At 70.9% G+C, this 15,348-nt stretch carries 11 protein-coding genes; 4 read left to right on the forward strand and 7 right to left on the reverse strand.

Features of this window, described 5'->3' with window-relative positions:
* Positions 1–2: 2 nt before the first annotated feature.
* The 4 genes from ASG95_RS00615 to ASG95_RS00630 are packed head-to-tail and all read right to left on the reverse strand — an operon-like array spanning position 3 to position 4,502.
* A complete protein-coding gene (locus tag ASG95_RS00615) occupies positions 3–1,640 on the reverse strand; it encodes a serine/threonine-protein kinase (protein ID WP_057376180.1) in 1,638 nt (545 codons plus the stop codon).
* A complete protein-coding gene (locus ASG95_RS22255; protein ID WP_057376181.1) occupies positions 1,637–3,214 on the reverse strand; it encodes an FHA domain-containing protein in 1,578 nt (525 codons plus the stop codon). Before ASG95_RS22255 ends, ASG95_RS00615 begins: the two co-directional genes overlap by 4 nt.
* Positions 3,211–4,032, reverse strand: a complete 822-nt coding sequence (locus ASG95_RS00625) for a PP2C family serine/threonine-protein phosphatase (RefSeq protein WP_235543218.1) — start codon at positions 4,030–4,032, stop codon at positions 3,211–3,213. Before ASG95_RS00625 ends, ASG95_RS22255 begins: the two co-directional genes overlap by 4 nt.
* On the reverse strand, positions 4,029–4,502 hold the full coding sequence (locus ASG95_RS00630; RefSeq protein WP_057376182.1) for a hypothetical protein: 474 nt from the start codon (positions 4,500–4,502) through the stop codon (positions 4,029–4,031). The genes ASG95_RS00625 and ASG95_RS00630 overlap by 4 nt, the downstream gene beginning before the upstream one ends.
* Positions 4,503–4,903: 401 nt before the next feature.
* On the opposite strand from ASG95_RS00630, the gene ASG95_RS00635 reads away from it, so the two are divergent.
* Entirely contained in the window at positions 4,904–7,606 is a 2,703-nt protein-coding gene (locus tag ASG95_RS00635; protein WP_057376183.1) for a glycosyltransferase, read from the forward strand.
* Positions 7,607–7,632: 26 nt separating this feature from the next.
* On the opposite strand, the gene ASG95_RS00640 is transcribed toward ASG95_RS00635, so the two are convergent.
* Positions 7,633–8,805 carry an acyltransferase gene (locus ASG95_RS00640; protein WP_157581664.1) on the reverse strand — a complete coding sequence of 391 codons (1,173 nt, stop codon included), beginning with the start codon at positions 8,803–8,805 and terminating at the stop codon, positions 7,633–7,635.
* 121 nt (positions 8,806–8,926) lie between these two features.
* On the opposite strand from ASG95_RS00640, the gene ASG95_RS00645 reads away from it, so the two are divergent.
* Positions 8,927–9,856, forward strand: coding sequence for a class I SAM-dependent methyltransferase (locus tag ASG95_RS00645; protein WP_057376185.1), 930 nt, complete (start codon positions 8,927–8,929; stop codon positions 9,854–9,856).
* Between the two features lie 50 nt (positions 9,857–9,906).
* Here the strand turns inward: ASG95_RS00645 and ASG95_RS00650 are convergent, their stop codons facing one another.
* Both ASG95_RS00650 and ASG95_RS00655 read right to left on the reverse strand, forming a co-directional pair.
* The gene (locus ASG95_RS00650) at positions 9,907–11,148 is read right to left on the reverse strand and encodes a lamin tail domain-containing protein (protein ID WP_082592231.1); all 1,242 of its coding nucleotides are present in this window, start codon (positions 11,146–11,148) and stop codon (positions 9,907–9,909) included.
* A 53-nt stretch (positions 11,149–11,201) separates the two neighbouring features.
* Positions 11,202–12,662, reverse strand: a complete 1,461-nt coding sequence (locus tag ASG95_RS00655) for a CCA tRNA nucleotidyltransferase (RefSeq protein WP_057378650.1) — start codon at positions 12,660–12,662, stop codon at positions 11,202–11,204.
* Between the two features lie 74 nt (positions 12,663–12,736).
* Here ASG95_RS00655 and ASG95_RS00660 point away from each other — a divergent pair, with 74 nt between their 5' ends.
* A complete protein-coding gene (locus ASG95_RS00660; protein WP_057376187.1) occupies positions 12,737–13,231 on the forward strand; it encodes an NUDIX hydrolase in 495 nt (164 codons plus the stop codon).
* On the forward strand, positions 13,231–15,342 hold the full coding sequence (locus ASG95_RS00665) for a DUF6049 family protein (protein ID WP_157581665.1): 2,112 nt from the start codon (positions 13,231–13,233) through the stop codon (positions 15,340–15,342). The genes ASG95_RS00660 and ASG95_RS00665 overlap by 1 nt, the downstream gene beginning before the upstream one ends.
* Positions 15,343–15,348 lie beyond the last annotated feature (6 nt).

Here is a 15,348-nt window from a genome sequence, read left to right on the forward strand (position 1 = left end):
GCCTAGCCTGCCTTCTCGCACTGCGGCTCGGACCAGTTGGACTCCGACCCGCTGCGGATCACGCGGGCCTGCCCGCAGACCTGCTTGCCCTTGGCCGCCTTGACGACCCGGGTCGTGGTGGCGGTCTTGACGAAGGTCGCCGACTTCAAGCCGTCCAGGGTGGCCGCGCTCCGGAACCGGTAGACGTCGCCCTTCTCGGCCCCCGGGTAGCTCCACGAGAACGCCACCCCACCGGTCGTGCCGCGCGACGAGATGGTGGGGACCGGCGCGATGGCCACCGGGTCGTCGTCGGTCGGGCTGGCGACGGTCCTGGTCGGCGTGGCGACCGGGGTGCCGCCGTCCGGGCCGAGGACCGCCCACAGCGCGATGGCGGCGAGGACGGCCACCACCACCGTCACGCCGGTCAGCAGCATCGTGGGACTGATCTCGTGGCGCTCGACGTCCGCCGGTGCCTCCGCGGCCCGGCTCGGGGCGACGGTGCCGCCGGCAGCCACCGCGGCAGGCGACCGGTCGACCCGGACGGTGCCCTCCTCCGCGACGTCGTCGGGCACGCCCTGCGCCACCGCACCCGGGCGGGGCGAGGTCACGGTCGTGGGCGCGGCCGCCGGGATCGACGTCGAGCCGCTCAGCGGTGGGTATGCCGGCTGGCTGGGTCGTGGCTGCGGCAGCGCCTGGGCGCTGCGCACCGCCTGCGGGCTGCGCACCCGGGTGCGGTCCTCCTCGTCGCTGACCGGCCCCGGGGTCTGGTCGGCCAGGGTGGTCTGCCCCTGCTCGTCGAGCACGACGATCGCGGTGCGGGGGAACCGCTGCTCCTGCTCGATCTCCTGCAGGGCCCGGGCCAGGGCGAGTGCCGTGGCGGGGCGGTTGCCCGGGTCCTTGGCCATCGCCTGCCCGAGGAGCCGCTCGAGCGAGACCGGCACGTCGGCGCGGCCAGTGCTCGGGACCGGGTTGGACCGGATCCGCGGCATCAGGGCATAGGCCGAGTTGTCCCCGCCGCCGACCTCGAAGGGCGAGCGGCCGACGAGCAGCTGCCACAGCGTGGCGGCCAGGCTGTAGACGTCGGCGCGGGCGTCGCCGTTGGACTGGCCGAAGAGCACCTCGGGGGGCGCCCAGGGCACCGAGACGCCGACGTCGTCGGCCTCCTCCTCGGCCGCGGCACCACCGCGCCCGGCGATGCCGAAGTCGGTCAGGCCCGGTGCGCCGTACTGGCTGACCAGGACGTTGGCGGGCTTGATGTCCCGGTGCGTGATGCCGGCCCGGTGCGCGGTCTCGACCGCGCTGGCCAGCTGGATGCCGATGCGCAGCACCTCCTCGACGGTGAACCGCTCCGAGCGGGCCCGCATCGCCATGTTCGGCGGCGGGTAGTACTTCATGACGAGGTAGGGGCGGCCGTCGGCCGAGGTCTCCGCGCGGAACACCTGGACGATGTAGGGGTGGTCGGCGAGCTGGGCCATCGTGTCGGCCTCGTCGGCGAACTGGCGCCGGATCGCGGGGGTCAGCCCCTCGCCCTTGAGCACCTTGACCGCGACGTTCATCCGCGGCATCTGCTGCTCGTAGAGGAAGACGTCGGCGTAGCCACCCGACCCCACCGGCTGGACGTAGACCAGACCCGGGATCTCGGGTGGTGTCGAGGTGCTCACGGGCCGACCTCGTAGGTCAGGCTGACCTCGTCGGCCAGCGTGATGACGGTGCCGGGCTCGATGACCTGCTGGTCGCTCGGGCGCAGCCGCACGGGGTGCTGGCCCGGCAGGGCGACGGTGGTCCCGTTGGTCGAGCCGAGGTCGCGGATCAGCACGTGCCAGCCCTCGAGGACGATCTCGACGTGGTTGCGGGAGATGTCGTTCTGCGCGGAGGTCACCCGGACCAGGTGCGGGCGGTCCGCCGCCGCCAGCTCGGCATTGACCTTCGGCGAGCGCCCCAGCAGGACGCCGCGGTCGAGGTGCACGACGTCACCGGACGCCAGGCGCAGCAGGCCCAACGGCGGCCGAGCGGTCTGGAACGGCTGCTGCGGCGGGATCTCGCGCCCGCACCACCGGCAGACGCCCGAATGGGGCGGGCTGGTGTGGCCCGCGGGGCAGAGGACGGCCAGCACGGCGGGGCCACTGGCCGTGGCGCCGCGCCCGGCGAGGAGCGCACTGCGGTCGACCGTGGCGTCGGCGTCGGCCCCGCCGTCGGAGGTCGGAGCCGGGGCGACGGGCGGCTCGGCTGCCGGCTTCGCAGGGGCAGCGGCGGGAGGGATGGCGGGCGGGATGACTGTGGGGGGTGGCGGCGTCACGGGGGCCGGCCGCGGCGCCGGGTCGGGGGCAGGCACGTTCGAACCGCCGCTGCGCCACGGCACCGAGTCGATCAGGCCGGTCTTCGGCGGAGGCGGGAGCGGCGCGGGGTCGGCCGAGGGCGACCCAGCCGGTGGCGCAGGCCTGGCGCCCGGCTGGATGGTGTCGCGCGGCGGGGCGAGGGTGTGCTCGGGGTGGGCCGGTGGGGCCTGCTCGGCGAGGGAGTCGCGCGGGTCGAAGCCCCCGGCAGCCTCGATCGGCGCGTGCCCGATCGGCGGCTCGCTGATCCCCTGGGTGTCGTGCTTCTCGAGGTACGACGACCGGTCGTGCTGGGTGGCGCCGAAGAGGTGGTCGTAGCTCGGGAGGTCCTCGACCTCGGCGGCCGGCGGCGTGACCGGCTCGTCGGCCGCGGCTGCGTCCGTGGCCGGGGCACCGCTGTCGGAGGCAGGCTGCGGCTCGGGCTCCTCGGCGCGACCCCGGGCGAACACGCTGGGCAGCTTCCAGCCGGTCCCACCGTCGGACCCCGGCTCGCTGGCGGGCGGGAGCTGGGTGTCGGCGACCGGCGTCGCCGGCTGCGGGCTGGCCGCGCCCGCGTGGAGCGTGACGGCAGTGACGTCGGCCGCCGCGTCCTGGTCGACCCACGGGCCACGGCCGGTGGCGCGCAGCTCGATGGCTCCTGCGGGGCCGGACGCCACGGCATACCCGCTGCCCCGGGCCACCACGCGCAGTGGTGACCCTTCGAGCACGGCGACGAAGTCGGGGGTGGCCCGCACCCCGTCGGCCGACAACGCGTCGAGCACGTCGTCGAGGTCACCGTCCTGCGCGGCCAGGCGGACGCGCTCCACCAGGGCGCCACCCGCGCGCACGAGCACGTGGATGTGGCCGACCGAAACGGTCGACCATCCTGGCTCGTCGGGCAGCTCGATGGGGACGGCCGTCATGCGGCGCCCCCCGCCGCCCCGGCGCCGGCCCGGGGCGCGGTGTCGATGTCGTCGAGGTCGTCGTCGTCGGAGTCGAGGGCCACCACGACGACCGAGACGTTGTCGCGGCCGCCGGCGTCGACGCCTGCGGCGACCAGTGCCTCGGCGCAGGCCTGCGGGTCGTCGTGCTCGGCGACGAGCTGGCGGATCCGCTCCGTGCTCAGCTCGTTGGACAGGCCGTCGGAGCAGATCACGAACCGCTCACCGGCGTGCGGCGGGAACACCCAGATGTCCGGGGTCGGCAACGACTCCGAACCCATCGAGCGGGTCACCACGTTGCGCAGCGGGTGGCGCGCCGACTCCTCCTCGGTGATCAGCCCGGCATCGATCAGCTCGCGCACCTCGGAGTGGTCGACCGTGACCAGCCGCAGCTGGCCGTCGACGAACCGGTAGACGCGGGAGTCGCCGACGTTGAACACGGCCCAGTGGTCGGACCCGCCTGCCGTGACCACGGCGAGCCCGGCGGCGGTGGTGCCCATGCCGTGCTGCTCGGGGTGCTGGGCGACCGACTCGAGGATCCGCCGGTTGGCCAGGGCGAGGGCGGCGACAAGGTCCTCACGCCGCCGGACCGGGGCCTGCGCGAGCTCGCCGAGGGTGGCCGTGACGATGCCGCTGGCCACCTCGCCGGCCGCGTGACCGCCCATGCCGTCGGCGACGACGAAGACGGTGCGGTCGGCCAGCACGCTGTCCTCGTTGTGCTTGCGCACCCGGCCCACGTCGGTCGCGGCACCGGCGCGCACGGTCAGGCCCGCGCCGTGGGGGGCCTCGGGCGCGGTCACCGGGTGATCCGGACGGTCTGCATGAGCTGCTGGAGCGACGAGTACTCGACGTCGACCTGTTCGCCGCCGACCGACCCGGTCACCTGCAGCAGGTCGACGACCTGGCCGCGGCGGGCGCCGGCGAACAGGTGGGCCTGGACCACGTCACCCACGGCCTGGTCGGTCCACGAGACGTTGACCCCCACGAACGGGACCGACTCGATCTCGAGCGCGAAGGGCGCGTCCATCTCGCCGTCGGTGCGGTCCTCGACGTAGGACTTCAGCTCCGCGAGCGCGCGGCCGATGGTGAAGTCGCCCGAGCGGGTGAAGCCACGAACCACGACGTTGGGGGCGAACCGGCCCTCCGTGTCGGTGCGGCGGGCGGCCAGCAGCGTGCCCGGCACCCGCACCGGCGACCAGCCGTCGGGGATGTCGACGGTGACCGAGGGCGGGCCCGGGAACTGCTCGCTCGGGTACTTCAGGGTGGGCATCGGGACCTTTCGGGGAACCTTGCGGCAACCGGGGAATGCACCGCGAAGGCTAGGCCCGATGGCGACCTCGACCAATGGGGAGAACTCCCCATCGCCCACACCCCACCTGCCGACGCGCGCCGTCGCAGTCACGCGCAAGGCTCCCACAGTAGGGCAAACCCAGAAAACCCCCCTTTCCCCCGTCATTCCCGCACATCTCGACAGGTCCGCCAGGGTGTGCAGGAGGTGACCAAGCTGTCGCAGGCGTTACCATTCAGGGTCACTCGTGTGACATCGACCCAGAGTTCTCGCCAGGGGGATAGTGCGTGTCCAGTCCACTCAAGAAGTTCCGTCGCGCCAAGCGTCGAGTCCGGAGCCTCGTCGGCTGGGAGCGACGGGCCGCGTGGCAGCATAAGCCTCTCGTGAGCGGGCAGGTCTTGTACGAGAGCTACTTCGGCGGGGGCCTCCTCTGCAGCCCTCGGGCCATCTTCGAGCAGCTACTGGATGATGACGAGTTCGACCACCTGACCCACGTCTGGGTGGTGTCCAGCGCTGCGGTACAGGCCCAGGCCGTCGCCGAGTTCGGCGACCATCCGCGGGTGCGTTTCGTCCGCTTCCGGTCGGCGGAGTACTTCCGGGCTCTCGCCACCTCGGAGTACCTCATCAACAACTCGACGTTCCCGCCGGAGTTCCGCAAGCGCGACGGCCAGACGTACGTCAACACGTGGCACGGCACACCGCTCAAGCGCATGGGTTACGACTCACCGGGCGGGGCATCGGGTACTCGTAACGTCATCCGCAACATGATGATGGTCGACTACCTGCTGTCCTCCGGCCCCTTCATGACCTCGGGCATGTACGAGCGTGGGTACAAGCTGCGGGGCATCTTCCCGGGGAAGGTCGTCGAGGCCGGCACGCCGCGCGTCGACAGCACTCTGGCCGGACCGGACAGTCCGGTGGCCGAGTGTGCCCGATCCCGGTTGGAGGCCGGTGGCGTCCGCCTGCGTGGCCGCAAGCTTCTCGTCTACGCACCCACTTGGCACGGCGACTACTACCGTCCGACCAACGACGTCCTCGAGCTCGCCCATCGGGTCCGCTCCCTGTCCGAGCGTCTCGGCGACGAGTGGCGCGTGGTGGTGAAGGTGCACCAGCGCGCCTTCCCGTATGCCCGGTCCGAGCCTGCCCTCAAGGGCATGCTGGTTCCGGACGACCTCCCGACGAACACCCTGCTGGCAGTCGCCGACGCGTTGGTCACGGACTACTCCAGCATCTTCTACGACTTCCTGCCGACCGGGCGGCCGGTGCTGTTTCTCGCGCCCGACGTCGCGAGCTATGCCGCCTCACGCGGGCTGTACGACGACCCGGACGAGTGGCCCGGGCCCGTGGTCGCAACCGTGGGGCAGCTGGCGGACCACGTCCTGGCGATCGGCACGGGTGGTCCGCTGGACCCCTGTGTGACGCACGCCGACAGGTACGCCCGAGCGTTGAGCGACCGCGCGCCGCTCGAGGACGGCCGGGCCACCCGTCGCGTCATCGACCTCGTCTTCCGGGGGATCGAGCCCGGCTGCACGGTGCACGACGGGCTGCCGGACGAGCGGACGTCCATTCTCATCTACCTCGGCGGCATGCTGTCGAACGGCATCACCAATTCGGCGCTGAACCTCCTCAATGTGCTGGACCACGACCGGTATGACGTGTCGGTCCTCTACAACCACTCGCGATCACGCGAGAAGGTCCGAAACATCAACATGATCAACCCCAACGTCCGGGTGTTCCCGCGCATCGGGGGCATGACGCACAGCAAGCGGTTCTCCTACGGGCGTCGTCAGCTGACCGAGCACGGGGCCAACGCCCGCGGTGTGAACATGACCACCCAGCGGCGCATCCTGCGAGAGGAGTGGGAGCGCTGCTTCGGGTCAGCGCACTTCGACCACGTGGTGGACTTCAGCGGGTATGCCTCGTTCTGGGCGCTCCTGCTGGCTCAGTCAGGTGCCACCACGACATCGGTGTTTCTCCACAACGACCTGATGGCCGAAACCCAGAAGGTGGTGAACGGGCGCCGTCCACACGCCTCGCGACTTCCCGCGTTCTTCTCGGTCTACGACCAGTTCGACCGGCTGGTCTCCGTCTCGCCAGCGCTGTCGGAGGTCAACGCAGCCAACCTGGGACATTACGCCCGACCCGGAGCGTTCGCCTTCGCGTCCAACACTCTCGACCACGACCAGGTGCTTCGCCTGGCCTGGGGTCTCACGGACGTCGACCGTGAGCTGTTCCGCCCGGAGGCTCAGGCGTTGCTCAGGGCCCGGCCCAGCTCCGAGTTGGTGCAGTCGCACGAGCCGCGTCCGGTCGACCTCACCAACCTCCCGGGGACGATCGAGGCGCTGCTTGGCTTCCATCCGCTGAGCGACGTGCGCACCGAAGTCGCTCGCCGCGCCGCCATCTCCTCGGCGCTGCCCTACGTACCCGATGTCGTCACCTTCGTGACGGCGGGCAGGCTGTCACCCGAGAAGAACCACGAGCGGTTGATTCGCGCCTTCGACATCGTGCACCGGCAGGAGCCCAACACCCGCCTGGTCATCATGGGGTCCGGTCCCTTAGAGCGGTCCCTGGTGAGCCTCACCAAGGAGCTCGGCCTCAGCCGCGCGGTCAAGTTCACCGGTCAGGTGGGCAATCCGTATGCCGTCATGGCGCAGTCCGACTGCTTCGTCCTCTCGAGCGACTACGAGGGACAGCCGATGGTGCTTCTCGAGGCGCTCACCCTTCGGCTACCCATCGTCACGACGAGGTTCCCCTCCGTACGCGGGAGCCTGCCCGAGGGCGTGGGCTACGAGACCGACCTCACGCCTGAAGCGCTCGCCGACGGGATGTCCGCCTTCCTTCGCGGTGCGGTGGATCAGGTCGACTTCGACTACGTCGCCTACAACCAGATCGCGGCTCACCAGTTCCTCAGCGCGATCGGAGCCGAGCCGGCACTGGGCAACGGGATCGAGGCTGCCTTCCGGCGGTCGGAGGACTGGGTGGATGATCCCTCCACCGGGGCAGAGAACAGGCCAAAGATAGACGCGGCAGACCCGACCGGGTCCCGCCGACAACTCGACGAGCAGGCATCGACCAGACGCCGTTGACCGCACCAACCACAGCGGAAGCCGTCTCAGCGCCGCGCCGCGTCATCCCGGTCTCGCACGCGGATGGTCGCGAGGTTTGCTGACAAGGTCGCCTTCAACCGCGGCGCGAGTGGGCGTTCGACCCACCTGTGGACTGCGGCGGCCGCGACGAGACAGCAAGCGGTGGCCGCGACGAGTGTCGTCCACTTGCCGAAGTGCGGGTGGACCAGGTGGATGACGTACCAGCCCCAGTACTCGTGCAACAGATAAAGCGGATAGGTGAGCGACCCCGCCGTCGACAGCCACCGCCAGTCGAGTCTCGAAACGGCGGGGGTGGCACACAGGCCGACCGCAAGGATCGATACCGCCTGGACGACGAGGTTCACCGTCAGGGACGGGTGCATCCCGGTCGTGGCGCGCGCGTCGGTGCTGAACTCGGCCGCAGTACGCCCGAGCAGGCACGCAGAGGCGTAGCCCAAGACCAACCAGTTCACCAGCGTGGACCCCTCGCGGTAGAGCAGGCACAGTGCCATGCCCACCGCGAAGTGCGGCGCGAACTCCCAGTTGAGTAGTGCAGCGAGAAGTCCGCCGTCGAACCGGTGCACGTAGCTGGCGAGGACGGGCCACACAAGGATGAAGCCGATGACCCGGGTCCTGGTAATCCCGATGGCCACGAAGAGAGCCATCAGCAGGTAGAAGCGCAGCTCCACCCAGAGCGTCCAGTAGACACCGTCGACGTGGCTGACGCCCAGAGCCGACTGCACCATCGTGAGATTGCCCAGGACCTGCCAGGCCCGGACCTGCTTGTCCGGCCAGATCACCATCAACAGGAAACCGGTTGCCAGCACACCGAACCAGTAGGCGGGGAACAGACGCACGACGCGAGACACGGCGAAGTCTCCGACGGTTCGGCCCCAGGCGGACATGAGGATCACGAAGCCGCTGATGAGGAAGAAGAGGTTGACACCCAGTTCGCCATACTGGCTGAGGCGTGAGACTCCCGGCCAGACCTCGCGGGTCGGCTGGCCCCAGGCATCGCTGCTCCGAGCGGTGAAGTGGAAGACGAGGACTGCGAGCGCCGCCACCAGGCGCAAGCCGTCCATCGCCCGGAGGCGTCGAATGGACGCAGGCCGCGCTCCGGGTCGCCGCGAGGGGCCTGGGCTCGGGGAGTCAACCTTCCGCTCCTGCGTGTCCGTCGATCCGGTCAGGATCGGATCCATGGAAGCCCTCTCGAATGCGGTGCGCTCGGCAAGCGCGTCTGCGGGGAAGAATAGATGCAAGCGGGGGCACTGCCGGCCAAACGATCCCAGACACCACACCGGCACCCGCTACGGTGGAACCATGCCCCAGGACTCCAGCCGCGGACCAGTCACGATCCACCGACTGGTTGAGGCAACCAACGTGGTCGTTCCCGACTACACCAACGTCTCGTTCACCGAGGCACAGATCGAGCGCGGTGCACACCGAGACTTCGTGGTTGGTCTAGGAGCAGAGTGGGAGGCCGACGGCAGGAACCAGCTCGAATACCTGCGCACCCAGGGCCTTCAGGCGCAGCACCGTATCGTTGACATCGGATGTGGGGCCCTGCGCGCTGGACGCCACTTCGTCGACTATCTGGAGCCAGGCCGCTACTACGGCATCGACGCGAACCAGTCTCTCCTCGAGATCGGGTACAACCGCGAGCTCACGCAGGGCCAGCGCGACCGCCTCCCGGTCGGGAACCTGCGGAGCAATGACCGGTTCAACACCGATTTCGGGGTTCAGTTCGACTACGCCATCGCGCAGTCAGTGTTTACCCATGTCTCCCTGAACCACGTGCGGCTGTGCCTCTACCGACTTGGAAAGGTCATGAAGCCCGGCGGAAAGTTCTACGCCAGCTACTTCAGACAACCACCGGAGACTCCGTACGACCACGTCTACACGCTTCGGGAGGGCGGCCGCTCCTACCTGAACGAGACCAACATCTTCTGGTACCACTCCGCCGACTTGGAGTGGGCGGGGACGTTCGGCGGATGGGACTTCACCTTCGCTGGGGACTATGGCAGCAAGCAAGGCCAGGAGATGGGTGTCTTCACGAAGCTGACCTCGAGCCAGCTCGAGTCTCGGGCCAAGGCGGCTGACCGGCAGGCCCGCGACGCCGCCCTGGGTGAGGAGCGCCGTCGCGAGCGGGCAGCCGTCAACGCCGCGATCGCTGGCGGTGGCCCGAAGAGTGTCGTGCTGCGCGGACGACGCAAGGTTGCCCGGCTGATCAGCCCGTACCCCAGGATCTGACCATCCGGAGGCGGTCCTCAGTTCTCAGAGCACCGACGCCGAGCCCTTTCTCAACAGCGGCCGGTGCCCCAGGCGGTGCAGACGATCCGGATGGTCTCGGTGGTCCGCAACACCGCGGTACCGCCTGTGTTGGGCATGATCGCTGAGGACTTTCCCCAGTATTTCGTGGTGTAACCACTGGTGCCCTTGCCGACGTAGAGCTTGAGTGTCGAGCCCTTCGTCTTCAACACCGTCCCCGGACCCAGCTCGCGAGTGCTCTCACCGACCTGGATGACGTACCAGGACAGGTCGACAGGAGTGGCAGAAGTCGATGTGATGAGGACGTACTCCCCGTTGGGGTTGGTCATGTCGTCGCCCGGCGCGTCGTAGTTGGCCCGGATGGTGACCTTGCCGATCGTCGGATCCGTACAGGAGAGGACGCACGGATAGCTCGCATGGGCGCGGATGTCGCCATCGGGGTCGAACAGGTACGCGCCACCACCGACGGTTCCAGGCAGATTGAGGTTCTGGAAACGCGGTGCAGAGCCGCCCCAGTACTGCACCGAGTTGGAATTGGTGCCCTTACCCACGTGCAGGACGAAGCTGGCGCCCGGCGCGAGTGTCGTGCCGGATCGGATGGTGTACCTGTCCGGCCCACCGGAGCGCAGCACCCAGCCGCCCAGGGCGACGGTGGACGTGCCGGTGTTGCGCAGGCGGATGTACTCCGTGTTGGGGTTGGCCGCATCGTCACCATCACCGTCGTAGTTCACCGACAGGTCGATCTTGGCATCTTGGGCAGGTCCGCTCCCGCACGCGTCGTCGTCCCACAGCCCGATCTTCTTGGCCGCAGCCTGTTCCATGGCCAAGTGGTACTGCGCTGCCCGTCCGTCCTCTGGCGGGATGACCAGCCACAGCGCCTGGCCCTGCTGGAGGCTGGCCAGCTGGGGGTCGACGGATGGCTGCCCCGACACCGGGACGTCGACGAACCGCACCCACCGCCCCTGCGACCTCGACGCAGCGTCCTTGGACGACAGGTTTACCACCTTGCCCAGGGTGCGCGACGACATGACGCTGGTGGCGGCCGCGGCATGGCACTCGCCCAGCTCCATGGTCTGGATGCCGGCGTTGCGGACGGTCACCGGCGTGGGTGTTCCGTCGCCCCAGACGTCAACCTCCACCGTGTCCCCGTCGACGATTCGGGTCACCTTGCCGTGCTCGGCTCCGGCAACCCCCGCTGCCTGGCCTGCAGCAAGGAACAACGAGACACCACAGATGGACGCAACCAAGGTCATACGCACGGAGACAGCCTTCATCCCTCCAGTGTATGTACTAGTACTTCTGGAGGCACATCCGCCGAACGTTCAGGTCAGGTGGACCGATGGGGCGACCCGGGAGTTCCCGCCTCCGGCTGCTGGGCCCACCAGTCCCGGAGCGCCGCGACGGCCGCGTCGCGACCGACCATGCCCTGGTCGAGCCGCAGCTCGAGCAGGAACGAGTAGGCGCGGCCGAGCACCGGGCCGGGCGGGATGCCGAGCACCTCGGCGATCTCGTTGCCGTTGAGCTCCGGGCGGACCTTGGCCAGCTCCTCGGCCGCCATGAGCGCCTCGATCCGCGTCTCGAGCGCGTCGTAGGTCTGCGACAGCCGAGCCGCCTTGCGGGCGTTGCGGGTGGTCGAGTCCGACCGGGTGAGCCGGTGCAGGCGCTGCAGCAGCGGGCCCGCATCGGTGACGTAGCGGCGCACGGCCGAGTCGGTCCACGCCCCGTCGCCGTACCCGTGGAACCGCAGGTGCAGCTCGACCAGCCGGGTCACCGCCTTGACGGTGTCCTTGTCGTAGCGCAGGGCCTTGAGCCGCTTGGCGGTGAGCTTGGCGCCGACCACCTCGTGGTGGTGGAAGGAGACCCCGCCCCCCGGCTCGAACCTGCGGGTCGCCGGCTTGCCGATGTCGTGGAGCAGCGCGGCGAGGCGCAGCACCAGGTCGGGGCCGGGCACCGACGACTCCGGGCCGTCGGCCGGTCCCTCGAGCGCGATCGCCTGGTCGAGCACCCGCAACGAGTGCTCGTAGACGTCCTTGTGCCGGTGGTGCTCGTCGATCTCGAGCTTGAGGGCCGGCAGCTCGGGCAGCACGTGGTCGGCCAGCCCGCTGTCGACCAGGAGGCGCAGCCCCGCGTGCGGGGACGCCGCGAGCAGGAGCTTGGTCAGCTCGTCCCGGACCCGCTCGGCCGACACGATCTCGATCGTGGCGGCCATCGCGGTCATCGCGTCGCGCACCTCGGGGACCACGTCGACCTCGAGCTGGGCCACGAAGCGGCAGGCCCGCATCATCCGCAGCGGGTCGTCGCCGAACGACACCTCGGGCGGTCCGGGCGTGCGCAGGCGACGGGCGGCGAGGTCGGCCAACCCGGCATACGGGTCCACGAACTCCATCGACGGCAGCCGCATGGCCATCGCGTTGACGGTGAAGTCGCGCCGGACCAGGTCGTCCTCGAGGTTGTCGCCGAAGGCGACGACGGGCCGACGGGTCTGGCCGTCGTAGGCGTCGGCGCGGTAGCTCGTGACCTCGACGACGTGGTCACCGCGGCGCGCGCCGATGGTGCCGAACTCGCGGCCGATGTCCCAGTGCGCGTCACTCCACGGGCGCAGGATGGCCAGCGTCTGGTCGGGCGACGCGCTGGTCGTGAAGTCGAGGTCGGGCGACATCCGCCCGAGGAAGGCGTCGCGCACCGGCCCCCCCACGAGGGCGAGCTCGTGGCCCTGCGCCGCGAACAGCTCGCCGAGCTCGGTGAGCAGCGGCACCACCGGTGCGAGGTGCGCGGTGGCCCGGCGCATGAGCTCGGGCAGCGGCTCGCGGGGATCGGCGGTGGACACGGAGGTCAAGGGTAGGCGCTCGTTAGAGTGGCACGGTGACCTCCCCCGCTCGCGACCCCGAGAGACTGGCGCCCAGCCGGCCTCGGCTGCCCTCGGTCGAGGAGCGTTCCGCCGGGGGGATCGTCGTCGACGTGCACGAAGGGGTGGCCCGGATCGCGGTCATCGCCCGGCGCAACCGGGCCGGGCGGATCGAGTGGTGCCTGCCCAAGGGCCACATGGAGCACGGCGAGACGCTGCAGCAGGCCGCGGCCCGCGAGGTGGCGGAGGAGACCGGCATCGAGGGCCGCGTCCTCACCGAGCTCGGCACCATCGACTACTGGTTCGCCACCGGCGAGCGCCGGATCCACAAGTTCGTGCACCACTACCTCCTCGAGGCCACCGGCGGTCACCTCACCATCGAGAACGACCCCGACCACGAGGCCATCGACGTCGCCTGGCTGCCGCTGCGCGAGGCGCACGAGCACCTCACCTTCCCCAACGAGCGCCGCATCGCGAGGCAGGCCTGGCAGCGACTGGCCGGAGACGGGTGATGCACCGCGCTTCGGTATGCCGCGTGCTCACCGCGGCGGCGCTGGCCGTGCCCGCGTGGTGCGCCGTCGCGACCCCGGCGACCCCGGCGTCCGCGGCACCGTCCGCGGCCGACGTCACCCTCGACCTCAGCTCGGTGACCCCGGCGGTCGCGAAGGCCGGGGACGACCTGGTCGTCACCGGCACGCTGCACAACGGCGGCGGCTCCGCGCTGGCCCGCCCGACCGTCGCCGTGGTGATGGGGTCGATGGAGCCGACCCGCAAGGCGGTCCGCGACTGGGCCGCGCAGACCGGTCCGGCCGCCGGGAAGGTGGTGGGACAGAGCCGACTGACCGGCTCGGTGCCCGCAGGCGGCAGCCAGACCTTCTCCGTACGGGTCCCGAAGCTGGCCACGCTCGGCCCGGCCGCCTACGGCGCCATCCCGCTCAGCATCCAGTCGGGGGCGGCGAGCATCCGGACCTTCGCGGGCTACCAGCAGACCAAGCAGTACCAGCCGATGTCGATCAGCTGGGCCGCCCCCCTGACCCTCGACCCCGACCCCAACCTGTTCGGCGGCAGCGGCGCCGCCCGCGAGACCGCCTGGGGCGAGGCGCTGGGCGAGGGATCGCGGGTGGCGCGGGTCATCCGGGCCACCGAGGACGCGCCGGTGACCTGGGCGATCGACCCGACGCTGACCCCCACCCTGCTGCCCGACGACGTCGACATCGAGGCCGACTCCGCGCAGGGCCGGCAGGAGAGCGCCATCCGGGTCGCCACCGAGGACCGGATCACCGACCTCGCCGCACAGCACAGCCCCTGGGTGCTGCCCGACACGGACGCCGACCTGGCCGCCGTCGCGGGCATCCGGGCCGGTGAGCCGCTGATGCGCAGCTTCGTGGACCGCGCCGACGGGGTGGCCGCGAAGCTCGACGGGCGCGCCGACATCGCGTGGCCCGCCGACGGTGGCTACACCGCGACCCGCGAGAGCGCCCTGCGCCGCGTCTTCCGGGTGCCGGCCCTCGCGGGGCAGGTGACGTCCGGGTCGGCGCTCACCCCCGCGGGGTCGGCCAACACCCCCAGCGCCGCGCAGCGCAGCACGACCGGGCTGCCGCTGCTCGCCTACGACGACTCCCTGAGCGGGCTGCTGGCCCGCACCACGTCCGCCTCGGACGGGGTGCTCAGCACCCAGCAGTTCGTCGCCGACTCGGTGGCCCTGCTCAACGAGCTCCCGGGCACCGAGGGACGCAGCGTCTTCGTGGCCGCCCCGCGCTCGTTCAACCCGGACCCCGACACCGCGCGGAGCTTCTTCGCCGCCACGGCCACGATTCCGTGGCTGGCGCCGACCACGACCGACGCGATGCTCGCGAAGGCTCGGCGGGCCGTCCCGACCAGCTCTGCCCCGGTGACCCGGCCGAGCGTGCCGGCGACCGGCGGACGTGCGGTGCTGACGACGGCCCGGGTCGGGCAGCTCGAGCAGACCGTCCGCACGGTCCGCGGCGTGGCCCAGATCCGCGACGACGGCGACGCGTTCCTGCGCACCTGGACCCGCGCCGCCGACCAGCTCGCCTCCACCCGCTGGCGAGCCGCGCCCACGGCCTGGAACACCCTCAGCGGCCGGGTCTCCGAGGCCGCGCGACAGACCACCACCGCGGTCAAGGTCTCGGCCAGCACGATCAACTTCCTCGCCGACTCCGGCCGCCTCCAGATCACCGTGACCAACGACCTGGCCGTCCCGGTCGACGACGTGAAGCTCACCGTCGAGGCGTCGAACCCCCGGCTGCGGATCGACAGCCAGCCAGCGGTGTTGCGGATCGGGCCGCGCAGCCGCGCCACGGTGACGGTGCGGGTGACCGCGCTCGCCGCCGGTCCGGTGCCGCTGCGCACCACGCTCACCACCCCCGACGGGACGGTCATCGGGCAGGGCGCCGACGTGCAGGTCCGGGTGACCCCCACCGGTCACTGGATCTACTGGGGGCTGGGTGGCGTGGCGGGCGCGATCCTCCTGCTGGGTATCGTGCGGACCTTCCGACGTAGGCCGGGCAGCGGTCCGGACCCGACCGGGTCCGTGCACTCCACCGGGTCACCGCCGCCGGCCGCCCCCGACCCGCTGCCCCGAGAGGCCACCACCGCATGACGCTGG

The organism is Phycicoccus sp. Soil803, assembly GCF_001429685.1.
Taxonomy (GTDB): domain Bacteria; phylum Actinomycetota; class Actinomycetes; order Actinomycetales; family Dermatophilaceae; genus Pedococcus.